This window comes from Phenylobacterium sp. J367 (assembly GCF_024699985.1).
In the GTDB taxonomy this organism is placed as follows: domain Bacteria; phylum Pseudomonadota; class Alphaproteobacteria; order Caulobacterales; family Caulobacteraceae; genus Phenylobacterium.
Map to the genome: position 1 here is coordinate 3,542,165 of NZ_JAJONA010000001.1, position 20,187 is coordinate 3,562,351.

25 protein-coding genes are annotated in these 20,187 nt (G+C 69.0%); 11 read left to right on the top strand and 14 right to left on the bottom strand.

Going from position 1 to position 20,187, the window contains the following annotated elements; translation table 11 throughout:
- Nucleotides 1-68 precede the first annotated feature (68 nt).
- Nucleotides 69-656, top strand: coding sequence for an isoprenylcysteine carboxylmethyltransferase family protein (locus tag LRS04_RS18885; RefSeq protein ID WP_257817651.1), 588 nt, complete (start codon nucleotides 69-71; stop codon nucleotides 654-656).
- A gap of 21 nt (nucleotides 657-677) precedes the next feature.
- Here LRS04_RS18885 and LRS04_RS18890 read toward each other — a convergent pair whose 3' ends face one another.
- The 3 genes from LRS04_RS18890 to LRS04_RS18900 all read right to left on the bottom strand — a co-directional run bounded on the left by LRS04_RS18890 (nucleotide 678) and on the right by LRS04_RS18900 (nucleotide 2,943).
- A complete protein-coding gene (locus tag LRS04_RS18890) occupies nucleotides 678-1,184 on the bottom strand; it encodes a sterol desaturase family protein (RefSeq protein WP_257817652.1) in 507 nt (168 codons plus the stop codon).
- 182 nt (nucleotides 1,185-1,366) lie between these two features.
- Nucleotides 1,367-2,287, bottom strand: a complete 921-nt coding sequence (locus LRS04_RS18895) for a hypothetical protein (RefSeq protein WP_257817653.1) — start codon at nucleotides 2,285-2,287, stop codon at nucleotides 1,367-1,369.
- Nucleotides 2,284-2,943 (bottom strand): class I SAM-dependent methyltransferase, encoded by a 660-nt coding sequence (locus LRS04_RS18900; protein ID WP_257817654.1) that lies wholly within the window; start codon nucleotides 2,941-2,943, stop codon nucleotides 2,284-2,286. The genes LRS04_RS18895 and LRS04_RS18900 overlap by 4 nt, the downstream gene beginning before the upstream one ends.
- Before the next feature lie 120 nt (nucleotides 2,944-3,063).
- Between LRS04_RS18900 and LRS04_RS18905 the strand changes: the two genes are divergently transcribed.
- Both LRS04_RS18905 and LRS04_RS18915 read left to right on the top strand, forming a co-directional pair.
- Nucleotides 3,064-3,237: a hypothetical protein gene (locus tag LRS04_RS18905; protein ID WP_257817655.1), complete on the top strand. Its 174-nt coding sequence runs from the start codon at nucleotides 3,064-3,066 to the stop codon at nucleotides 3,235-3,237.
- Between the two features lie 348 nt (nucleotides 3,238-3,585).
- Nucleotides 3,586-3,747, top strand: a complete 162-nt coding sequence (locus LRS04_RS18915; protein WP_257817656.1) for a DUF411 domain-containing protein — start codon at nucleotides 3,586-3,588, stop codon at nucleotides 3,745-3,747.
- Between the two features lie 15 nt (nucleotides 3,748-3,762).
- Here the strand turns inward: LRS04_RS18915 and arsC are convergent, their stop codons facing one another.
- The 4 genes from arsC to LRS04_RS18935 are packed head-to-tail and all read right to left on the bottom strand — an operon-like array spanning nucleotide 3,763 to nucleotide 6,173.
- A complete protein-coding gene (arsC, locus tag LRS04_RS18920) occupies nucleotides 3,763-4,173 on the bottom strand; it encodes an arsenate reductase (glutaredoxin) (protein ID WP_257817657.1) in 411 nt (136 codons plus the stop codon).
- Nucleotides 4,174-4,178: 5 nt separating this feature from the next.
- Nucleotides 4,179-5,249 (bottom strand): ACR3 family arsenite efflux transporter, encoded by a 1,071-nt coding sequence (arsB, locus tag LRS04_RS18925; protein WP_257817658.1) that lies wholly within the window; start codon nucleotides 5,247-5,249, stop codon nucleotides 4,179-4,181.
- Between the two features lie 41 nt (nucleotides 5,250-5,290).
- Nucleotides 5,291-5,809 (bottom strand): arsenate reductase ArsC, encoded by a 519-nt coding sequence (locus LRS04_RS18930; RefSeq protein ID WP_257817659.1) that lies wholly within the window; start codon nucleotides 5,807-5,809, stop codon nucleotides 5,291-5,293.
- Nucleotides 5,810-5,819: 10 nt separating this feature from the next.
- On the bottom strand, nucleotides 5,820-6,173 hold the full coding sequence (locus tag LRS04_RS18935) for a helix-turn-helix transcriptional regulator (protein WP_257817660.1): 354 nt from the start codon (nucleotides 6,171-6,173) through the stop codon (nucleotides 5,820-5,822).
- A gap of 63 nt (nucleotides 6,174-6,236) precedes the next feature.
- Here LRS04_RS18935 and arsH point away from each other — a divergent pair, with 63 nt between their 5' ends.
- Nucleotides 6,237-6,968: an arsenical resistance protein ArsH gene (gene arsH / locus LRS04_RS18940; RefSeq protein WP_257817661.1), complete on the top strand. Its 732-nt coding sequence runs from the start codon at nucleotides 6,237-6,239 to the stop codon at nucleotides 6,966-6,968.
- 49 nt (nucleotides 6,969-7,017) lie between these two features.
- Nucleotides 7,018-7,590 carry an SOS response-associated peptidase gene (locus LRS04_RS18945; protein ID WP_257817662.1) on the top strand — a complete coding sequence of 191 codons (573 nt, stop codon included), beginning with the start codon at nucleotides 7,018-7,020 and terminating at the stop codon, nucleotides 7,588-7,590.
- A 191-nt stretch (nucleotides 7,591-7,781) separates the two neighbouring features.
- Here LRS04_RS18945 and LRS04_RS27115 read toward each other — a convergent pair whose 3' ends face one another.
- Entirely contained in the window at nucleotides 7,782-8,570 is a 789-nt protein-coding gene (locus LRS04_RS27115; RefSeq protein WP_308238185.1) for a calcium-binding protein, read from the bottom strand.
- Between LRS04_RS27115 and LRS04_RS18965 the strand changes: the two genes are divergently transcribed.
- The 6 genes from LRS04_RS18965 (at nucleotide 8,560) to LRS04_RS18990 (ending at nucleotide 14,783) form a co-directional block, all read left to right on the top strand.
- Nucleotides 8,560-8,919 carry a cation transporter gene (locus LRS04_RS18965; protein ID WP_257817663.1) on the top strand — a complete coding sequence of 120 codons (360 nt, stop codon included), beginning with the start codon at nucleotides 8,560-8,562 and terminating at the stop codon, nucleotides 8,917-8,919. The two genes, LRS04_RS27115 and LRS04_RS18965, sit on opposite strands and share 11 nt — an antisense overlap.
- Before the next feature lie 12 nt (nucleotides 8,920-8,931).
- Nucleotides 8,932-9,054, top strand: a complete 123-nt coding sequence (locus LRS04_RS18970) for a hypothetical protein (RefSeq protein WP_257817664.1) — start codon at nucleotides 8,932-8,934, stop codon at nucleotides 9,052-9,054.
- A gap of 797 nt (nucleotides 9,055-9,851) precedes the next feature.
- Nucleotides 9,852-12,155: a TonB-dependent receptor domain-containing protein gene (locus LRS04_RS18975; RefSeq protein WP_257817665.1), complete on the top strand. Its 2,304-nt coding sequence runs from the start codon at nucleotides 9,852-9,854 to the stop codon at nucleotides 12,153-12,155.
- Entirely contained in the window at nucleotides 12,052-12,837 is a 786-nt protein-coding gene (locus tag LRS04_RS18980; RefSeq protein WP_257819190.1) for a TonB-dependent receptor domain-containing protein, read from the top strand. Before LRS04_RS18975 ends, LRS04_RS18980 begins: the two co-directional genes overlap by 104 nt.
- Before the next feature lie 179 nt (nucleotides 12,838-13,016).
- Entirely contained in the window at nucleotides 13,017-13,616 is a 600-nt protein-coding gene (locus LRS04_RS18985; RefSeq protein WP_374577261.1) for a DUF4198 domain-containing protein, read from the top strand.
- A gap of 918 nt (nucleotides 13,617-14,534) precedes the next feature.
- On the top strand, nucleotides 14,535-14,783 hold the full coding sequence (locus LRS04_RS18990) for a hypothetical protein (RefSeq protein WP_257817667.1): 249 nt from the start codon (nucleotides 14,535-14,537) through the stop codon (nucleotides 14,781-14,783).
- Here LRS04_RS18990 and LRS04_RS18995 read toward each other — a convergent pair.
- The 6 genes from LRS04_RS18995 to LRS04_RS19020 all read right to left on the bottom strand — a co-directional run bounded on the left by LRS04_RS18995 (nucleotide 14,776) and on the right by LRS04_RS19020 (nucleotide 20,185).
- Nucleotides 14,776-15,093 (bottom strand): helix-turn-helix domain-containing protein, encoded by a 318-nt coding sequence (locus tag LRS04_RS18995; RefSeq protein ID WP_257817668.1) that lies wholly within the window; start codon nucleotides 15,091-15,093, stop codon nucleotides 14,776-14,778. The two genes, LRS04_RS18990 and LRS04_RS18995, sit on opposite strands and share 8 nt — an antisense overlap.
- A gap of 18 nt (nucleotides 15,094-15,111) precedes the next feature.
- The gene (locus tag LRS04_RS19000; RefSeq protein WP_257817669.1) at nucleotides 15,112-15,870 is read right to left on the bottom strand and encodes an amino acid ABC transporter ATP-binding protein; all 759 of its coding nucleotides are present in this window, start codon (nucleotides 15,868-15,870) and stop codon (nucleotides 15,112-15,114) included.
- Nucleotides 15,867-16,943 (bottom strand): amino acid ABC transporter permease, encoded by a 1,077-nt coding sequence (locus LRS04_RS19005; protein WP_257817670.1) that lies wholly within the window; start codon nucleotides 16,941-16,943, stop codon nucleotides 15,867-15,869. Before LRS04_RS19005 ends, LRS04_RS19000 begins: the two co-directional genes overlap by 4 nt.
- Before the next feature lies 1 nt (nucleotide 16,944).
- Nucleotides 16,945-17,580, bottom strand: a complete 636-nt coding sequence (locus LRS04_RS19010) for an ABC transporter permease subunit (RefSeq protein ID WP_257817671.1) — start codon at nucleotides 17,578-17,580, stop codon at nucleotides 16,945-16,947.
- 526 nt (nucleotides 17,581-18,106) lie between these two features.
- Nucleotides 18,107-19,039: a transporter substrate-binding domain-containing protein gene (locus LRS04_RS19015; protein WP_257817672.1), complete on the bottom strand. Its 933-nt coding sequence runs from the start codon at nucleotides 19,037-19,039 to the stop codon at nucleotides 18,107-18,109.
- Between the two features lie 147 nt (nucleotides 19,040-19,186).
- On the bottom strand, nucleotides 19,187-20,185 hold the full coding sequence (locus tag LRS04_RS19020; RefSeq protein ID WP_257819191.1) for a PLP-dependent aspartate aminotransferase family protein: 999 nt from the start codon (nucleotides 20,183-20,185) through the stop codon (nucleotides 19,187-19,189).
- Between the last annotated feature and the right edge of the window lie 2 nt (nucleotides 20,186-20,187).

Below are 20,187 nucleotides of genomic sequence, written 5' to 3' on the forward strand. Positions count from 1 at the left end.
AGGTGAAGCTAACCGCTTGATCCTCTAGTCTCTGGAGGACTTAGCCAGTGAGGCGAGGAGATCTCGCCATGCACATCGCCTTGTTCCTGTTCTACGTCCTGTTCTTCGCCGCCGCGTTCGTCTGGCCCACCTGGCGGCTCTGGCGCAGGGACGGCGTGAACGCGCTCGTCCTTCCGCGCGACGACAGTCCGCACGGCCTGGTCGGAAACTGGTTCCGCGTGGTGCTCCTGGCGCTGTTTGCCGGCTTGGCCGCGGTCGCCCTCGGCCTCCCAGCCGAAGTCCTGGGCCCCCTGGCATGGCTGCAGGCTGACGCCGTGCGAGGCCTTGGCTGGGCCATCCTGCTGCTCTCGCTCGCGTGGATCGTGTTGGCGCAGCGGCAGATGGGCCGCTCCTGGCGCATCGGGATCGACACGCGGGGCCAGCCGCCGCTCGTGAGGACGGGTGTCTTCGCCATCTCGCGCAATCCCATCTTTCTGGGCATGCGGGTCAATCTGCTGGGCCTCTTGCTAGCCTTTCCCAATGCGATGACGCTGTCAGCCTGTCTGCTCGGGGAGGTGCTGATGCAAGTCCAGGTGCGCTTGGAGGAGCAACACCTTGAGCGGGAGCTCGGGGAAGCGTACGGCGCCTATCGCTCGAGTGTTCGGCGCTGGATCTGACGCAGTCTCAGCGCCGGACGGCTAGCTTCGGAAGGGCTCGGTCAGCTGCCGCAGATACGCCTGCGGATAGTCCGGCGCGCCGGCGACGCCGATCTCGCCGTCGCGCGGCGTTGGGCGGCCGGTAACAAAGGTGCCGAGCAGGCGGTCGGTTAGGGTCGTGAAGAGCCCGAAGTTGACGTCGCCGTCCGACTTCGAGGCCAGATGATGATGCCGATGTCCCGGCGCGACCGCCCAAAACTGGACGAGCGACCCGATCCGCATGTCGATGTTCGCGTGCTGGAGCATCACCTGGATCGCCGCCGAAAAGCCGAGCAGGGCGGCTACGTCCATCGGCAGCCCGATCAGCAGCAGCGGAGCTGTGCCGGCCACTGTCTCGACGGCCTGATGAAGCGGGTGTTTCATGAGGCCATTGAAGCCGTACATGCGGGTGACGCTGTGATGCACGGCGTGAAGTCGCCACAGCGGCGCCCCCTTGTGGCTCGCGAAATGCGCCAGCGTAATGCCCACGTCGGCGACAAGGATCGCCATGGCGAGCTGCGCCCATAGAGGCCAGGCTTCGGGCCATATGCCGGCGCCGGGGAGAGACCCGCCAACAGCGGAACCGCGGCCACCGACAAGGCGGCGCTGCCTTCGTTGACGACGGCGTGCAGGCCATCCCGGCCAAAGTCTCCTCGGTCCCGGTTCCAGATCGGCTCGTAAGTACGAGGCGTTCAGCCAGGAAGACGGTCGCAATGGCGCCTAGGAGCAGCGGAAGCAGCAGCCACTTCGATTGACCGTGCGCGACGAGCAGGACAGCCGCCGCGATGAAGCCGAGGAAGAAGGCGGGCGCGAAGCCATAGCGGACGAGCGTGCGAGCGAGCGACATGGGACACCTCCAGGCTCGCCAGGGTGGCCGAAGCGGATGCCCGGGTCTTGAAGCGATCGACGGTCAGCCCAGGGCGGCGCGGGCCATCCCAGGCGTGACCCCGAACATCCGGCGCATGGTCCGCGCGCAATGCGCCTGGTCGGCGAAGCCGCCCGCCAGGGCGGCTTCGGCCAGGCTGGCGCCGGCGGCGATCTCCCCGCCCGGCCCGCTCCAGCTTCCGCCAGACGAGCCAGGTGGAAAGCGGCAAGCCCAGCTGCTCGCGCGCCAGTTCGCGCAGCCGCGACTCGGAGACCCCGCAGCCACGGGCGGCCTCCGCGATGGAGAGGGCTGGATCACGGGCGAGACGGTGCAGCACCTCGTCTACGCGCGGATCGAGCGTGCGCTCCGCACCGGGGAATGTCGCCTCCAGCGCTTCCAGCCAGGCTTCGGGCGCCCCCGCGGCATCGAGGGGCTGGAGCACCGCAGCGGGCGCCGGTTCGACGGCTTCGGGCCCCATGAGGTCGAGAAGGCTGAAGGCCAGCGGCGCCTGGGGCTCAAGGTAGATGAGCCCGACGGGGGCGTGGCTGGCGATGGCGTGCGCGGCGCCGGGCCGGATCAGGAACCCCGGTCCCTCGCAGACCTCGTCCCCCTCCAGCCTGAGCCGGATCGACGCGTCGAGCCCGAAAGCCAGTTGCAAAGCCGCGTGGGCGTGCAGCGTGTTGTCGGCGGAGGGTCCGCAGTAGGCGGCCCATGCCGGACCGAACACGAATCCGCCGTCCCAGCTCATGCGCCGGCCTTCGTACCCGCATAGACGGAGATGGAGCCGGTCGGCGTCGGCGTGACGCTCAGCTCGGCCACATCGTGGAATCCTGCCGCAGCCATTAGCTTCGGAATCTCCCAGTCCTTGTTCGCGCGCGTGTTCTCGTACCCGTCCAGCGCCCACACCTGGCGGAACAGCATGCTCATCAGCGGCGTGCGCTGAAGTCCATAGTCGGCGATCAGCAGACGCCCGTCCGGCTTAAGCAGCCGGTAGGCGTTGGCCAGTAGACCCTCCTTGGCCGTGTGGGAGCACTGGTGCAGCACGAGCGAGGAGATGACCTTGTCGGCGACACCGTCGGCCAGCACATGAGCATCGCCGGCCGCCTGCAGAACTTCCACCTCCTGCCCCGCCGCCTCGATCTTCGCCCACGCGATGGCGAGCACCTCGGGGTCTGGATCGACCCCGACGACGTGACAGGCCGGGGCGGCTTGCTTGATTAGCAAGGCCATCGAGCCCGTGCCCGCCCCGAGATCGACGATCGTCTCGCCCGCGGCCGGCGCCAACGCTGCCAGGAGCCGTGCGCGCCAGCGGCGCTCGCGCGTCATGATGGCGATCACTTGGTCGTATTGAGACGTCAGCTCGGGCCGGCCGAGCGCCGGCGTGAAATCGCGGGGCTCTGTCATGGCGCCAACCAACAGGAGCCCACGCGTGGTGTCTTGAATGGATCGCCGGGCGATCTCCGGCTAAGTTACGGCGAGGGCGGTCCCGACCGCTGCCGTCCCGCTCGTGCTGAAGGAGCCGCCATGAACACGCTCGTGAAATCCGCCTTCGCCGCCGTTGTCCTGACCGTCTTCGCGGCCGGCGCGGCCTTCGCGGCCGAGGACTGCTGCTGCAAGGACGAGGACGGCAAGATGACCTGCTGCGACAACAAGGGCGACGGGGCGCACAACGCGCCACAACCGCAGCAACAGCCTTAACACCAGCATTGACCGACGGGCGGGCTCGTCACCCCTCGTCTCACCCAAGGCCGAACCGATGTTAAACCGAAGAGCCTTGATCGCGGGGGCGGCCGCTGCGTCGGCGCCCCGCACCCGCGCTGGCGTTCTTGCGGCCGCCGGTCACGGTCTACAAGACCGCCTCCTGCACATGCTGCCAGGGCTGGATCAACGCCATGATCCGCTCGGGCTTCTATCCGCAGGTGAAGGTGGTCGAGGACCTCACGCCGCTCAACAAGCGCTATGGCGTCCCGTTTCAGCTCTCGTCCTGCCACCTGGCGAGCGCCGGCTCGTATGTTCTGGTCGGCCATGTGCCCCCCGCGCGACGTCATGCTCCTCTTCAGGATGCGCCCGAAGGCGCTGGGCCTGACGGTGCCTGGCATGCCCCTCGGCTCTCCCGGCATGGAAACACCGGACGGGCGGAAAGAAGCCTACGCCACGCTCCTGTTGCTTCCCGGCGGCAAGACCCGGGTCTTCGCCCAGCACGGCTGACCTAGCACCCGCGGATCAGGCGAGCCGCACGATCTCGCCGTCTTCCTTGGTGAAGCTGTCGGGCTTGCGGTCCAGCAAGTCCAAGACCGCTTCCGAAGGCCGGCTGAGCTTTGCCCCCTTTGGCGTGACGACGATGGGACGATTTACCAGGATCGGGTGCTCGACCATGGCGTCGAGGATCACGTCGTCGCTAACGTTCGGGTTCAGGAGGCCGAGCTCGCTGGCCGGCGTGCCCTTCTCGCGCAGGATGTCGCGCGGCTTGGCGCCCATGGCGGCGAGCAACGCTTGCAGCTGCGGCTTGGTCCATCCGGCCTGCAGGTACTCGACGACGCCGGGTTCGTAGCCGGCGGCGCGAACCATGGCCACGGTATTGCGGGAGGTGCCGCAGGCCGGGTTGTGGAAGATGGTGATCGGGAAGTCGGACATACAGCTCACCTAGTAATCGGCGGGGCGCAGCGCGCCGCCACCCGTTGAACGGCCGCGCCGCGCTCGTACCAGCCCTTAGACCGGTTCACGATGGCGACGATGGTCAGCATCACCGGCACTTCGATCAGCACGCCGACCACGGTCGCGAGCGCCGCGCCGGAGCTGAAGCCGAACAGGCTGATGGCGGCGGCGACGGCCAGTTCGAAGAAGTTGCTGGCGCCGATCAGCGCGGAGGGACCGGCGACGCAGTGGGCTTCGCCCGTCGCCCGGTTCAGCAGATAGGCGATGGCCGAGTTGGCGTAGACCTGGATCAGGATCGGCACGGCCAGCATGGCGATGATCGCCGGCTGAGTGAGGATCTGTTCGCCCTGAAACCCGAAGAGCAGGACCAGGGTGGCGAGCAGGGCTGTCAGGGAGAGAGGGCCGATGCGCGCCAGGACGCGCTGGAGCTCGGCTTCACCGCCGCGCTTGAGGAGCGCGCGCCTGAGGAGCTGCGCCAGGACGACGGGCACGATGATATAGAGCCCAACGGAGAGCAGCAGGGTCTCCCAGGGCACGGTGATGGCGGATAGGCCCAGCAGCAGCCCGACGATGGGGGCGAAGGCGACGACCATAATGGCGTCGTTCACTGCCACCTGGCTGAGCGTGAAGTGCGGCTCGCCGCGGGTCAGGTTGCTCCAGACGAACACCATCGCCGTACAGGGCGCGGCGGCCAGCAGGATCAGGCCGGCGATGTAGCTGGTGTTCTCGCCGGCGGGCAGGTAGGGGCGGAACAGGTAGCCGATGAAGAAGGCGCCCAGCGCCGCCATCGAGAACGGCTTCACCGCCCAGTTGACGAACAGGGTCACGCCGATTCCGCGCCAGTGCTGGCCGACTTGGCGCATGGCGCCGAAGTCAACCTTCATCAGCATCGGAATGATCATCAGCCAGATCAGCACCGCCACCGGCAGGTTGACCTTGGCGACTTCGGCCGAGCCGATGGCCTGGAATGCCGACGGGAACAGGTGACCGAGGCCGACGCCGACCACGATGCAGAGCGCCACCCAAAGGGTCAGGAAGCGCTCGAAGCGGGACATGGCGTTGGGCCCCTCGGAGGGGGCGGGCGGCTCGATGGTTGTCATTGGGCGGACTGGGGTTCGTCGACGGTTTGGCCGATCTCGCGCAGCTTCGTCTGCAGCGACATGCGGTCGATGGAAGCCAGCGGAAGATTGAGGAAAATGCGGATGCGGTTGCCCAGCATCCGTGCCGTCTCGGAGAAAGCTGCGGCGATCTCGGCCTCAGAGCCCTGAACGGCGGCCGGATCCGGCACGCCCCAATGGGCGGTCATTGGCTGGCCCGGCCACACAGGGCAGACCTCGCCGGCGGCGTTGTCACAGACGGTGATGATGAAATCGAGCGGCGGGGCGCCGGGCTTCGCAAACTCGTCCCAGGACTTGGAGCGGAACGCTGTGTCCTCGAAGCCAAGGGCTCGGGTGATCGACAGCGCGTGCGGATTGACCCGTCCGGTCGGCATCGAGCCCGCCGAGTAGGCCTCGAAGCGGCCGCGGCTCTCCTTGTTCATTAGCGCCTCCGCGATGACCGATCGGGCCGAGTTGCCGGTGCACAGGAAGAGGATGTTGTACGTCTTGTCGCTCACGGTGGGCTCCTCAGGCTCGCGCGCCTTCGGCCACGCAGCACTGGCTGGCGATGGCGGCGAGCGGCGCGCAGATCTCCGGCGAACCGCCGCAGCAGTCCTCCATCAGGAAGGCCAACAACTCGCGCATGGCGTCGTAGTTGGCGGTGTAGATGATCGAGCGTCCGTCACGGCGCGAGGCGATCAGGCCGGCGTGGCTGAGCACATTGAGGCTGGCCGATAGGGTGTTCGGCAGCACGCCCAGACGCCGGGCCACTTCGCCGGCCGGCAGGCCATCAGGTCCCGCCTGCACCAGGAGGCGGAAGGTGGACAGGCGAACCTCGTGGGCGAGGGCGGACAGGCTTGCAACGGCAGGCTTGGTTTCCATATTTCTACAATATAGGAAATCTGCGACAGTTTGAAGTCGCTTCCACGGTGTTTCGAGGTGCACATGACCGAGTTCCCCGCCCTGCAGCCGCAGTTCCTCGAGACGCCAAGCCTGGAGAAGCTGAACGCGTCGACGGCGGCGACCCACCCGCCGCGCATCCTGCTGCTCTACGGGTCGCTGCGGGAACGGTCCTACAGCCGGCTGCTGACGGAGGAGGCCGCCCGCATCCTGCAGCGGTTTGGCGCCGAGACGCGCATCTTCGATCCGCGGGACCTGCCGCTGCCTGACGCCGTGTCGCCGGACCACCCGAAGGTGCAGGAGCTGCGGGCGCTCTCACAATGGTCCGAGGGCCAGGTGTGGTGCAGCCCGGAACGCCATGGGGCGATCTCCGGGATCATGAAGGCGCAGATCGACTGGATCCCGCTGGAGATCGGCAGCGTGCGGCCGACCCAGGGGCGCACCTTGGCTGTGATGCAGGTGTCCGGCGGCTCGCAATCCTTCAACGCCGTGAACACCCTGCGCCTGCTCGGCCGCTGGATGCGCATGATCACCATCCCCAACCAGTCGTCGGTGGCCAAGGCCTACCAGGAGTTTGATGAGGCGGGCCGTATGAAGCCGTCGGCCTATTACGACCGCGTGGTCGACGTGATGGAGGAACTCTACAAGTTCACCCTCCTGACCCGCGATCGCGCGGACTATCTGGTCGATCGCTACAGCGAGCGAAAAGCCGCCGGTCGCGCCACCGAGGGCGATCAGCTGGCCGCCGCGGCCATGGCGCATGAGGCGGCGACCTGAGGAGAGCGCCGGCAGGGGACCGCTGCTGCGCCCGGGGCGTTAGTCGAGGATGTGCAACGACTACCGCTACACGAAGTCGCCTGACACCCTCCGGGAGGAGTTCAGTCAGTTGAAGATCCCGCTGCGCTTCGCGGGCGACGCTACGCCCAACTACCCGCCTTACGAGGACATCCGGCCGAACCAGACTGCCCCGATCATCCGCGGCGGCTCGGACGGGGTGGAGCTCTCGGTCACGCCTTGGGCCTGGAAGTCCTCGAATGGCAAGCCGGTGTTCAACTTCCGCTCCGAGGGCCGCAGCTTCGCCAAGAGCGACCGCTGCTTGATTCCATCGGACGGGTTCTACGAGTTCACGAAGCCGGACGACCCCAAGCAGCGGCTGAAGGACAAGCACCTGTTCACCCTGGCCGGGGAGCCCTGGTTCTGGATCGCGGGTCTGGTGAAGGCGGGCGCCTTCGCCATGCTGACCACTTCGCCGGGGCCGGACATTGCGCCGTACCACGACCGGCAGATCGTGGTCCTGCCGCGAGCTGAAGGTGTCGAGTGGCTCGACCTCAGGAAGCCGGAAGCGGAGATTCTTCGCCCGTTGCCGGAGGGCAGCCTCACCCACGAGCAGGTGCGGTAAGCGCCTGGAATGACTGGCGACAGCGGGCTGCTGGACCTCAGCTACGGCCGCCGAGATCGAGATGGCGGGGCGCGGCCAGGACGCGCGGCCACTGGATCTTAAGCCTTGAGAATGCGTTCGCGCGTCGCCATGCATCGCCTCGCCGCCCTTGGGACGACGAGGCGACGATAAGAGAGGCAGCCCCTGGCAGCTTACGCCGGGAAGATCGGATCCGAGCCGGCGGTGCTGAGCCCCGGTACGAATCCGGGCTCGTCGCTGAACATGAAGTCGCTCTGCCGGAGATCGGCCCTGAACACGCCCAGCAGCAGGACGCCCTCCGGATCGGCGTCGCGGTCTGTGTTCCAGGACACGAACGCCCCTTCCGCGCGATCCACGACGGCCACCTGATCCGGCCGGATATCGCGCAGCGCGAGGTGGTCGAACGCGCCCTGCGCCTCACCGCGGACTTCCATATCGGTGATGACGTCGAAACCGCTGTGAGGATCGACGATAAAGGCGTCGGCCCCCGTGCCGCCGGTGATGGTATCGTTGCCCATGCCGCCTTCGATCATGTCGTGGCCGGCGCCGGCGTCGATCGAGTCCGCGCCCTCCATGCCCATGATGTCGTCGACCATGGCGCCGCCGGTCAGTGTGTCCGCGCCCATGCCGCCGTCGAGGCGATCCATGCCGTCGCCGCCTTCCAATCGGTCGTCGCCCGCATCACCTTGCAGCACATCGTCACCGCCAGCGCCGAGCAGAGTGTCGGCGCCATCCCGACCGAAGATGTTGTCGACGCTTTCCCCGCCGGTCAGCTGATCGGCTTCCCGCTCGCCGACGAGCACCTGGTAGGTTTCGTCGCCCGTAAAGGTGAGCGCGACATCACCATCCCGCATCGCGGCGTCGGCGGCTTGGTCGAAACGCTCGCCAGGCCGGTCCCCGTGCCTGGCGTCCGGACACTCGACGCTCTTCGCTTCGGCCCTTGTGCTGGGTGTGGTCGCCATCGGCATCGCTTGGGAGTACGTCCTGCGACTGCTGGCTCCGCAATCGGTCGCCTTCGGCCAGGCCACGGTCGTGGCGGTGATCGGCTTGGCCGTGAACCTGCTCAGCGCTCTGCTGCTCGGCGGCGGCCATGCGCATGGCCACAGCCATCATCACCACGGTCATGAGCGCCACAGTCATCACGAGCATGGCCACGAGCATCATCATGCAGCCCACGGCCACGGCGACGGTGGGCGCCGTCACCAGGACAACAACCTGCGCGCCGCATTCGTGCACGTCCGGGCCGACGCCCTGACCTCCGTGCTCGCCATCGCCGCCCTGCTGGCTGGCCGCTTCCTCGGCGGGACGTAGCTGGATCCGGTGATGGGGCTGGTGGGCGCCGCCGTTATCGCCGTCTGGTCGTGGAACCTGATGCGGGACACCTCCGCCGTGCTCCTCGACGCCACCGACGACCACCTGGAAGCTGAGGTGCGCGACGAGGTCTAAGGGCCAGGAGATGCGAGAATCACCGACCTCCACGTCTGGCGCCTCGGTCCTGGCTCTCACGGGGCGATCGTCAGTTATGTGGGTGAGGCTTCGCCTGAGGCGGTCCGCACCCGGCTGGCGCACGTTCACGAGTTAAAGCACGTGACGGTCGAGGCCTTCTCAAGGAGCGTGGCTCGCGTTTGATCCAGCCGGAGTAGGGGAACGGCTTCCCCTGCGTCGGAGCGGAAGCCTTCTCCGCCGCCCCCTTCTAGCGGGGCAAGCCTCCGCAACGCCCCGGTAAGGCGAGCGGCCGGCGGGCGTGCGCGGTCCCGCCGCGTGCCGCGGCTCCTACGGGTCGCCCTTCGGGCGCGCTTTGCGCGCCGGCGGCCGCTCGCCGGCGCGTCCCGCCGTGCAGCGCCTGGCGGCGCGCAGGCTCCTTGCAGCCTTCTTCTTCTTGGACCGCCTGCGGCGGCCGTGGTTTAGGGCTCCGCCCTCGGCGTACTTCGGAGCGGCTGCCGCCCAGCTTCGGTCTCTCGCTCGGGCGGCAGCAGGGCAGGGCCGGTAGGCCCAGCAGCCGGCTCCCCGGGGCTCCTCCGTCAAGGTCCGGGGCTGACCTCCCGTTGGGCCACCGCGGTCCGCGGCACGCTCTCCCGTCGGCGTGGCGCCCCCGACTTCCCTGCTGCGGATCCGGAGAAACCCCCTGCGGCCGGAGGTTTGGAAAGAAAAATTCAGAGCGTCTGAGGGGCCGACCATCCCACTGCGTAGCTCCAGAAGGGGGCCCATGGCGGCCTGAAAAACATTGCTCTGGAGCAGCGGTCTTGGCCGACATCACTTTTCGCAGCCGCATTCTCGGCTCATCCATCCTCGGAGGCGTTGCCTTCCTTTCCGCCACGGCGCTCGCGGTCACGCCCGCCGCGGCGCAAGACGCCACTGCGGCTGCCGCAGCGAACGCACAGACGGCCGGCGAATTGGACGAAGTCGTCGTCACCGGTTCGCGGATCGCTCGCAAGGACTACCTGGCCAACAGCCCGATTGTAACGGTCACGCAGGACGACGTGCGGGCGACCGGCTCGGCCAATATCGAGACCCTGATCAATGAACTCCCGCAGTTCACGCCGCTGGGCAGCGCGTCTTCGAACAGCCCGAACCTGGCAGGCCAGGCTCAGGTTCAGCTGCGTGGCCTCGGCGCCATCCGCACCTTGGTGCTGCTGAATGGCCGCCGGGTCGTCCCTTCGAGCGCCTCATCCGTCGTCGACCTGAACCTGCTCCCGACGCCTTTGATCTCAAGCGTCGAAACCATCACCGGCGGCGCCTCGTCGACGTATGGCTCTGACGCCGTAGCCGGCGTGTTGAACTTCCGGCTGAACGAGAACTTCGAAGGCGTCCAGCTCGACGTGCAGTACGGCGTCTCCGATCGCGGCGATGCGGAGAGCGAAGTCTACAGCGTCACGATGGGCGGCGACATCGCCGAGGGTCGCGGCAATGCCGTGCTGTCGCTGAGCTACTCGGACCGGGACTCGGTCCTGAACGCCGCGCGCGAATTCTCGCGCATCTCCGGCTTCGCCGGCACCTCGCCTCTCGGCTCCACCGTCTTCGACGCTAACAACCTTCCGTCGGCCGCCGCCGTGAGCGCGGCGGTGCCTGGCGCCGCCCGCGGGAACACGTTCGGCTTCAACAACAACGGCACGCTGTTCGCCTACCAGGGAGCCCGCGAATACATCAGCCCCGGCGGCCTGGACTACGAAGGCTTTCGGATGCCGGGGCCGCTGCAGCAGACCGACTTCACCTATACGACCGGTGATCGGAACTACATGATCATTCCGCAGCAGCGCTACAACATCTACGGCGCGGCGAACTACGAGATCACAGCGTTCGCGGAGGCCTACGCCGACTTCCTGTTCTCGCAGTATGAGGCCGGCAACCAGTTGGCTTCCAACCCTGCGACCGGCCCCACCACGGGCTTCCGGATCCCGGGGACCAACCCCTTCATCCCGGCCGAGCTGCGGGCGGTCCTGAACTCCCGCCCCAATCCGAACGGCAGCTTCCGCCTCGACAAGCGCTTCAACGAACTCGGTCCGCGCCGGCAGAATGAGACCTACGACGTCTACCAGATCACCACGGGCCTCCGCGGTCGCCTGCCGGTGCGCGACTGGACCTACGATGCCTACCTCTCCTATGGCCGCGTGGACAACGGGACGACGTACACCGGCTACCTGTCCCGCTCAGCGGTCCAGCGTCTGCTGGACGCCCCGGACGGCGGCGCCTCGATCTGCGCCGGCGGATTCAACCCCTTTGGCGAGAAGTCGCTGAGCGCCGCCTGCATCGACTACGTCAGCCGGGTGCCCAAGAACACCACGACAAACGATCAGCGCGTGGCTGAAATCAACATGCAAGGCGGGGTCTTCAACCTTCCGGCCGGTGAAGTCCGGGTGGCCCTCGGCGCCACCCACCGCGAGCAGAACTACGACTTCGTCCCCGACGAATTGATGCTGGCGACCTTCACGCTGAACGGAACCACCGGCCCCGAACTCGCCGGCGCCTCCGGTCAGCCGCTTTCGGGATCGGACAAGGTCCGCGAAATCTACGGCGAAGTCCTGATCCCGCTCCTCCGGGACATGCCCTTCGTGCACAGCCTGGAGACGAACCTCGGCTACCGGCTCTCCAATTACGACACGATCGGCCGTGTGAGTTCCTACAAGGCGGACCTGAGCTGGGAGATCGTCGAGGGGCTGCGGATCCGCGGCGGCCTGCAACGCGCCGTTCGCGCGCCGTCCATCAACGAGCTGTTCGCCACGCAGAACCTTACCTTCATGAACATCGGCGTGCCGGTCTCGTCGGCGGGTGTGCCGCAGTTCTCCGGCGACCCGTGCGACATCCGGGGCGCCTACAGGGCCGGGGGCGGCGAACGCCGCTCAGGTGCGCGCCCTGTGCCTCGCGCAGAACGTGCCGGGCCAGGTCATCGACGCCTACACGTTCTCGAACTCGCAGACCCCGGGCCTGACAGGCGGCAACCCACTTCTGGAGGAAGAGACCGCCGACTCGTTCACCGTCGGCGCAACCTGGCAGTCGCCGTTCTCCAATCCGTGGTTGAGCCGCCTGTCCGGCTCGATCGACTATTATGACATCACCATCAAGGACGTGGTTGGGACGCTGGCCACCACGGAACAGCTGCGCCGCTGCTTCAATCAGAACGGCACGTCCAACCCGACCTACGATCCCAGCAACTTCTTCTGTCAGCTGTTCAGCCGCGACCCGAACTCGGGGCAGATCACCAACACCCTCGAGACGAACGCCAACCTGGGCACGCTGAAGACGAGCGGCATCGACTTCCAGATTGATTGGGCCGTCACGCTGGCCGACGTGGGTGGGCCGGAGTGGGGCGCCCTGGCGCTCAACGTGATGGGAACCAAGCTGCAGGAATGGAAGCGCCAGGACCTGCCGGGCGGCGCCTTCACCGATCGCAAGGGGACGGTCTCCAACACCTTCGGCCTCACCCTGCCGGAGTGGAAGTTCCTGTCGACCCTGAGCTGGAACTACGAGCCCTTCAGCGTCGGCGTGCGCTGGCGCTACCAGGGCGAGGTCGAGAACTTCAACAACCGCGAGCAGGTCCTGAGCGCGGTCAACTATTTCGACCTGAACACTACGTGGAAAGTGAACAAGACGGTGACGCTCCGCGGCGGGGTGAACAACCTCACGGACAAGCAGCCTCCGATCTACTCGCCGGCCATCGCGGCGAACACCGACCCCTCCACCTACGACCTGGTCGGCCGTCGCTATTACCTCGGCCTCACCGCCCGCTTCTAAGCTCGAGAAAAGGTTCGAACCGATGAAAAGATCTCTGTTGACCGTCCCGACGGCGCTCGGGCTGCTGTTCGCCGGCAGCGCGGCCGCGCACGACTTCTTCCTGGTTCCGGAGGGGTTCGTGGGGGGCGGGCGGGCGACCGCTCATCGTCCACGCCACGTCCTCCTCCGACTTCCCGGCGCTGAACGTCGGCTCGCCGCGGACGCGGATCGAAGCGGCTCGCGCGGTGGTGGGCGGTCAGCCGGCCGCCGTCGAGGTGCAGGCGCAGGCCGCCAAGTCGCTGCCCTTGTCCGTCTCCACCGAGGCGTCCGGCATGGGGGTGGTGACGGTCCAGACCATCTGGGGCGAGTCCAACTGGCGGCCTGACCAGGTGGAGATCTACCTCGAAGAGCATCCCTTCAAGGCCGAGGAGGTCGCCGCGGTCCACCGGCTCCTGCCGCAGGGCGCGCCGCTCCAGATCCGCTCCCGCCGTCTGGCCAAGACCCTGGTCTGCGTCCGCGTCTGCACACCGACGACGTCGGCCTCGGCCGGGCTGGAGGTGGAGCTCGTGCCGGCGTTCGACGCGGGCGGCGCCTCACCGTCGAGGTTCCAACTCGTGCGCAACGGTCGTCCGCTAGCGGGCTACCCCGTTGCGGTGCGACCGGCGCGCGGGGAGCGACAGAACGTCCTCACCGATGACGATGGCTGGGTGCGGATGCCCGCCGGCCTGTCCGGCCCGGTGATGCTGGTGGCCGCCACGCTGGATCCCCCGAAGGAGCCTGGGGGGACGCTTCGTCACTAACAATGCGTCGGTGACGTTCGAAGCCGGGCAAGGGCACGGCGGGGCCCACTGATCTAGGGCGTCGCCGTCCATCCGCGCGGGGTCGTCTGGAGGCCCCCGCTCCGAGCCCCGCGCGGATGGCATGTTGCGGTGAGCGCAGCCGACGCCGCTGGCCCCGTCGGCCGCGTGGCCTTCGCCCGGCCGGGCGCGAGCCCGACCTCCTCGCACGCGCCGCCGGCGGCATGCGCATCGCGAGGGGGCACAGGATAGTCTCCGGCGTGCCAATCTGCGGCTCGCGGCTCGGTCCGCGCGCGCGGCATGCGCGGCGGAACTCGCGCGGCGGCGTGCGCGATCGTGGCTGCCACTGCGAGAAGCGCGGCGCCGAGGAGCATCGCTCCAGCGCCACGGTGTGGAACCCCGTTCTGCGAGTTCAGGGCGTAGGCGGCCCCGAAGAGGAGGGGACCCACCGCGCTTGCCGCTCCCTGCACCGCGACGCTCGCCCCTTGCGGCCGACCCTGCTGCTCGCGCTCCATCCTGCGGGCCAGAATTGCCATGAGGGCCGGGGCGGCGACCCCGCGTGGGCGGCCGGCGCGAGGGCGAGGGTCGCCGCAGCGGCCGGGGCCAGGAGCGTTGAAATTTCCATGTCGGTTTCACCTGAAGAGGGGCGTTGCAGATCCGCGCGGGGGTGCGCGGCGCGTCCCGGCGTCCGCAGGTCCGAAGGTCCCTGCGGGCGACGGCGCCCGGCCGCGAAGCGGCCGGCTCAGGCGAAGGGACGAGGGGGGCGTTCGAGCCCGGGGGCGCGTGGGCCCGGTAGGTCTTGGGCGTGGCGGCTTCCAGCACCAGGTGCCCGATGCGGCGCGCCGGCGCCGGCCCGGGTTCGGCGATCGCCGCCGTGGTGACGCAAATCTGCGCGCAGGCCTGGGCGCAGGCCTTGCTGTCGTGCTTGTCCCCGACGGGATCGCAGCAGCCGTGGTCGCCGGCCGCCCCTGTGTCGGCCTGCGCCATGGCGGCGCCGGGCATGGCGCCGTCCATCACCATAGCCTGACCTTCGCCCATGTGGTGGGCGCAGGCCGCGGCCCCCGCCGAGGCGGCAGCGGGCGACAACAGCAGGCCGACAAGGGCCAGAAGGGCGAGCAGGAGCCGCATGTGCTGGGACGTTACGCCAGACGCCCGCGCCGGGTCACATGAATTCTGCTTCAGGAGAAACCCCAGGCTCGTCCGCCGCGGCCGGCGTCGCCAGCCAGTCCAGGCGGGCCTGGACCGCCGCGCAGAGGCTCGCCGGATCGCGCCCGAGCGCCAGGGCGATGCGGTGGAATTCGAGTAGGTCCACCCGCCGCTGGCCGCGCTCGATCATCGACACGTGCGAGCCGGCCTTGCCGAGAGCCGCGGCGAGCTCGCGCTGCGACAGGCCGGCGGCCCGGCGGGCCTCGACGAGCACCTCGCGAACCTGCTGATACTCGGCGCTGAACACCGGATTGGGCTGTCGGGCGAAGGCCATCGGGCGGCGGCGCCAGGCTCAGTGCAGGAGCTGGCCCAGGAACGCCCGGGTGCGTTCGTGCTGCGGATGGGCGAAAAAGTCCCCGGGCGCCCCGGATTCCACGATCTGGCCCTGGTCCATGAACACGACCCGGTCCGCCACCTGGCGGGCAAAGCCCATCTCATGGGTGACCGCCAGCATGGTCATGCCCTCGCCCGCGAGCTCGATCATCGTGTCGAGCACCTCCTTGACCATCTCCGGATCAAGGGCTGAGGTGGGTTCGTCGAACAGCATGATCTTGGGCCGCATGCAGAGCGCCCGGGCGATCGCCACCCGCTGCTGCTGGCCGCCGGACAGTTGCCCCGGCCGCTTGTGCGCCTGGTCGGCGACCCGCACGCGGGCCAGCAGGGCCATCGCATGCGCCTCCGCCTCTGCCCGGGTCGCCGTCCCCGTCCGGACGGGGGCCAGGGTGCAGTTCTCCAGCACCGACAGGTGCGGGAAGAGGTTGAAGCTCTGGAACACCATGCCTGCGGCCCGTCGGATCGCCTCCAGGCGTCGGGGCTCGGCGGTGGCTTCGAGACCGTTCACCCGCACGATGCCCCCGTGGTGCCGCTCGAGCTGGTTGATGCAGCGGATCAGGGTCGACTTGCCGGAGCCGGAGGGGCCGCACACAACGATGCGCTCGCCCGGCGCTACGGCGAGCTCGACCCCGCGCAGGGCGTGGAACTCGCCATACCACTTGTGCAGGTCGCGGACCTCGACGGCCAGCTCGGCAGGGGAAGGCGTCTCTCGGGTCATGGCGTGGTCTCGGCGCGGCGTTCGAGCGCCCGGGCGAACCGGCCGAAGCCGAAGCAGAGGGCGAAATAGACGGACGCGATGAAGATGTAGGTTTCCATCGCGGGGGAACTCCATTCCGGGTCGGCCAGGGCCGCCCGGCCGGAGCTGATCAGGTCGAACAGGCCCACCACCAGGACGAGGCTGGTGTTCTTGATCATCACGATGATTGTGTTGGTCAGGCTCGGAATAACGAGGGCCAGGGCCTGCGGCAGGACCACGAAACGCTGGACGCCCCAGTAGCCGAGACCGAGCGCGCGCGCCGCCTCCGCCTGACCGCGGGGCAAGGCCTGCAGGCCGCCGCGGATCACCTCCGCAAGGTAGGCGGCGGCGAAGAGCAGCAGGGCGATCATCGCCCGGAAGAACTTGTCCGGCAGCAGCGGCTCGGGGAGCAGCAGCGGCAGCATGATGGAGGCGATGAACAGCAGGCTGAGCAGCGGCATCGCCCGGGTGATCTCGATGAACAGCACGCACAGCGTACGGATCACCGGCAGGTCGGCGCGGCGGCCGAGGGCCAGCAGGATGGCCAGCGGGAAGGCGCCGCCGATGGCGGTGACCGTGAGGATCAGCGTGACGGGCAGGCCGCCCCACATCGTGGTGGCCACGTAGCTGAGGCCGGCGAAGCCGCCGAACATCAGGAGCAGCACCCCCGGGAGGGCCGCGGCCCAGAGGGCCGCCAGGCGAGGTCGCCAGGCGGCCGGCCGCAGCGAGTAGGCGAGCAGGGCCAACAGGACGGCGCAGACCAGCGTGGGCCGCCACCGCTCCTCGATGGGATAGATGCCGAACAGGATTTGGCCGCTCTTGGCCACGACGAAGCTCCAGCAGGCGCCCGAGATGTCGCGGCAGGCCGCCGGCTCGGCCGGCAGGACGGCGGCGTCGAGCACCGCCCAGCGCACCAGCGGCGCCGCCAGGGACCAGGCCGCCCAGGCGACGGCGAGGGTCAGGACCACGTTGAGCGGCGAGCCGAACAGCTTCGCCGCCAGGGCGGCGGGGCCGCGGGCGGGGCGGGGCGGGGCGGGGATTGCGGCCGAGGTCATCTCAGCGGGCCTCCAGCTGGACGCGTCGGTTGTAGACGTCGAGCAGCGCCGCCAGGGCCAGGTTCAGCGCCAGGTAGACGAGGACGATGATCAGGGTGCCTTCGATCGGATGGTTCGTCCGGTTGATCACCGTTCCCATCACCGTCATGAACTCCGAATAGCCGATGGCGATGGCCAGCGTGCTGTTCTTGACCGTATTGATGTACTGGCTGGTCATCGGCGGCACGATCACCCGCAGCATCTGCGGGAAGGCCACCAGCCGCAGGGTCTGCGCCTCCTTGAGCCCGAGCGCGCGGGCGGCCTCCCACTGGCCTCGCGGCACCGACTGGACGCCCGAGCGCACGATCTCGGCGATGAAGGCGGCCGTATAGACTGTGAGGCCCACGAAAACCGTGGCGAACTCAGGCGTCAGGCGCGCCCCGCCTATCAGGTCGTCCCCGTTCGCCGCGGGCAGCTCCAGCCGCAGCGGCGGGTGAACGGCGAAGGCGGCGAGCGCCCCCACGACGATCACGCCCGCCGCGGCGGCCCGGTAGGGGCGGGCCCGGCCGCGGCGGGCGGCGGCGCGGCCGGCGAGACCGGCTGCGCCAAAGATGGCGACGGCGGCGGCGAGGGCGGCCGTCAGGGCAAGGGGGACCATTCGGCGTAAAGGGTGGGCGCGGCCACCCCCGGATCGAGGCCAGCACGCCGGGCGCCAGTTCCCGCGCGCCGCCCACCGGCATGACGTGGCCCCACAAGGCGTAAAGGAAGATGAGCAGCAGGACGGGCGGGGTGTTGCGCATGGCCTCGACCCAAACCGCCGCCAGACCCGCGACGAGGGGGTTGGCGCTCAGGCGGGCGATGCCCAGGGCGGTTCCGACGAATGTGGCGGCGACGCAGACCAAGGCGGACAGGAACACCGTGTTGGCCACGGCGACGCCGATCGCCTGCAGGTAGCTGTCCTCCGGACCGAAGGGCAGAACCGTGTCGGCGATCTTGAAGCCGGCGCGGTCGCCCAAGAACTCGAAGCCGAGCGGCAGCCCCCTGGGCTTTGGCCGCCGTGCTGACGGCGACCAGCAGGAGCGCGGCCGCCACCAGGGCGACCGCGCCCGCCTGCGCCAGCACGGCCCCGGGGGGCGGGGACGCGGCGCGGACGCGGCGACAAGGAGGGCTGGCCCGCCATCCGCTCACACGTCCCAGGGGTAGGGGAACAGCAGGCCGCCGTCCTTGTAGGGCCGGTTGAGCCGGCGGTCGGCCTTGATGCGGGTGCCGGCGCCGAGGTTGCGCTCCCAGATCTCCCCGTAGTTCCCCACTTGCTTGATCACCTTGTACGCCCAGTCTGGCTCGAGGCCGATGGCGCGCCCGAAAGCCGGGTCGGCCCCCAGCACGCGTCGGACATCGGCGGGTCCGCTGCGCCGCAGCTCGTCGACATTGGCCTGGGTCACGCCATTCTGCTCGGCCCAGATCAGCAGATTGACCGTCCAGCGGACCACGTCGAACCAGCGATCGTCGCCGCGGGCGATGGCGACGCCCTGGGGCAGCAGGTGGTCCAGGTAGAGGAGGGCGTGGTCGTCAGGCTTGCGCGCCACGGTGGCCACCTGGCTGGCGCCCAGGAAGCCGTCGGTGACATAGACGTCGCAGCGTCCCGAGAAGTAGGCGTCCCGGGCCGTGATCGTGGAGTCGAAGTAGACGCGCTCGAAGCGGATCTTCGCCTCCGCCTCCACCCGTGTGAGCGTGTTGTCCGCCGAGCTCCCGCCGCTCTGCAGGCAGACGGTGCGGCCGTTCAGGTCCGTGGGCGAAGCGGCCCCCAGACGCTTGCGGAAGATCAGCACGTCGGTGTCGAACTGGGTGACCGTGACGAAACGCACCGCCATATCCCGCGTGAAGGTCATGGTGGTGGTGCGGGAGAGCACGTCGATCTCGCCGGTCTGCAGGGCGGGCAGCCGCTGGGCGGCGTTGAGCGGAATGAAGCGGATCTTCTGCGCGTCGCCCAGCAATGCCGTGGCGAAGGCGCGGCAGACGTCCACGTCGAATCCGCGCCAGACGCCCCGCTCGTCGGGACGTGAGAGGCCGGTGATCCCCTGGCTGGCACCGCAGGTGACATAGTCGCGGCCCTTCATGCGCGCGATCGCCCCCCGTTCCTCCTGGGAGGCGCCGGGGGCGCAGGCCGCGGCGACCATGACGCCGGCGAGGCTTAGGACGGCGCGCCCCAGTCTGCGGGTGTTCCGTCGGGTCTCGGGCGTTTGGACCGAACTGGGTTGCATGGCCTAGGCGCGCCGCTGGGCGCCGCCGCCCTGGCCCGGAACCGTAAGGCGGGCGAAGGCCTGGGTGAGGTCCCGCAGGAGATCCTCGGGATCCTCGAGGCCGATGCTGAAACGGACCACAGGGCCGGTGTGGGCCGGCGGCGCGACGGTGCGCAGCGGCGGCCGGTCAAGCACCGCCGCCAGGCTGCGGGTGCCGCCCCAGCTGGCGCCGATGGCGAACAGCTGCAGCGACTCCACGGCTTCGGCCACTGCCGGGCGGGTCCATTCCTCGAGGAACACGGAGAACAGGCCGGCGCCGCCGGTGAAGTCGCGCCGCCACAGGGCGTGTCCCGGAGAGGTCGCGAGCTGCGGGAAGCGGACCTCGGCAACGCCCGGCTGGGCGACGACCCAATCGACCAGCCGCCGCGCGGACTGTTCGGCGCGGTCCATGCGGATCGCCAGCGTCTCGAGGCCGCGGAGCACCAGGCTGCTTTCGTCGGCCGAGACCCCCAGCCCAAGGAAGCGGCTGTAGTCCTTGAGCTTGCGGTAAAGCGCGACGTCGGCCACCGAAACCGAGCCCATCATCACGTCGGAATGGCCGGCCACGTACTTCGACAGGGCGCAGACCGAGAAGTCGACGCCGTGCGCCAGGGCCTTGAACCGCAGCGGCGTCGCCCACGTGTTGTCGGCCGCCACCATCGCCCCGCGCGCGTGGGCGGCTGCGGCGATGGCGGGCACGTCCTGCACCTCCATGGTCATGGAGCCGGGCGACTCCACCCAGACCAGGCGGGTCCGCTCGTCGAGCACCTCCGCCAGGCCTGCGCCGATCATCGGATCATAGTAGCGGGAGGCGATGCCCAGGCCGGCGAGGAATCGTTCGGCGAACGGTCGCACGGTGTCGTAGGTGGTGTCGGGAAACAGTACCTCTTCTCCTGGGCTCACGGCCGCCAGGGTGGTCATCGCGATGGCCGCGAAACCGGAAGGGAGGGCGAGCGTCCGGGCCGCGCCTTCCAGGCGCGCCAGCC

Excerpts from the sequence above, each read along its gene's own strand:
- LRS04_RS18895 (WP_257817653.1), bottom strand. The coding sequence starts at position 2,287 with ATGAGCTGGGACGGCGGATTCGTGTTCGGTCCGGCATGGGCCGCCTAC.
- LRS04_RS19000 (WP_257817669.1), bottom strand. The coding sequence starts at position 15,870 with ATGACCCGAGAGACGCCTTCCCCTGCCGAGCTGGCCGTCGAGGTCCGC.
- LRS04_RS18915 (WP_257817656.1), top strand. The coding sequence starts at position 3,586 with ATGCTCCTCTTCAGGATGCGCCCGAAGGCGCTGGGCCTGACGGTGCCT.
- LRS04_RS18970 (WP_257817664.1), top strand. The coding sequence starts at position 8,932 with ATGGGGCTGGTGGGCGCCGCCGTTATCGCCGTCTGGTCGTGGAACCTG.
- LRS04_RS18885 (WP_257817651.1), top strand. The coding sequence starts at position 69 with ATGCACATCGCCTTGTTCCTGTTCTACGTCCTGTTCTTCGCCGCCGCG.
- LRS04_RS19005 (WP_257817670.1), bottom strand. The coding sequence starts at position 16,943 with ATGACCTCGGCCGCAATCCCCGCCCCGCCCCGCCCCGCCCGCGGCCCC.
- LRS04_RS27115 (WP_308238185.1), bottom strand. The coding sequence starts at position 8,570 with ATGGCGACCACACCCAGCACAAGGGCCGAAGCGAAGAGCGTCGAGTGT.
- LRS04_RS19010 (WP_257817671.1), bottom strand. The coding sequence starts at position 17,580 with ATGGTCCCCCTTGCCCTGACGGCCGCCCTCGCCGCCGCCGTCGCCATC.
- LRS04_RS18890 (WP_257817652.1), bottom strand. The coding sequence starts at position 1,184 with ATGGCGATCCTTGTCGCCGACGTGGGCATTACGCTGGCGCATTTCGCG.
- LRS04_RS18995 (WP_257817668.1), bottom strand. The coding sequence starts at position 15,093 with ATGGCCTTCGCCCGACAGCCCAATCCGGTGTTCAGCGCCGAGTATCAG.
- arsB (WP_257817658.1), bottom strand. The coding sequence starts at position 5,249 with ATGTCCCGCTTCGAGCGCTTCCTGACCCTTTGGGTGGCGCTCTGCATC.
- LRS04_RS18900 (WP_257817654.1), bottom strand. The coding sequence starts at position 2,943 with ATGACAGAGCCCCGCGATTTCACGCCGGCGCTCGGCCGGCCCGAGCTG.
- arsH (WP_257817661.1), top strand. The coding sequence starts at position 6,237 with ATGACCGAGTTCCCCGCCCTGCAGCCGCAGTTCCTCGAGACGCCAAGC.
- LRS04_RS19015 (WP_257817672.1), bottom strand. The coding sequence starts at position 19,039 with ATGAAGGGCCGCGACTATGTCACCTGCGGTGCCAGCCAGGGGATCACC.
- LRS04_RS18945 (WP_257817662.1), top strand. The coding sequence starts at position 7,018 with ATGTGCAACGACTACCGCTACACGAAGTCGCCTGACACCCTCCGGGAG.
- LRS04_RS18905 (WP_257817655.1), top strand. The coding sequence starts at position 3,064 with ATGAACACGCTCGTGAAATCCGCCTTCGCCGCCGTTGTCCTGACCGTC.
- LRS04_RS18935 (WP_257817660.1), bottom strand. The coding sequence starts at position 6,173 with ATGGAAACCAAGCCTGCCGTTGCAAGCCTGTCCGCCCTCGCCCACGAG.
- arsC (WP_257817657.1), bottom strand. The coding sequence starts at position 4,173 with ATGTCCGACTTCCCGATCACCATCTTCCACAACCCGGCCTGCGGCACC.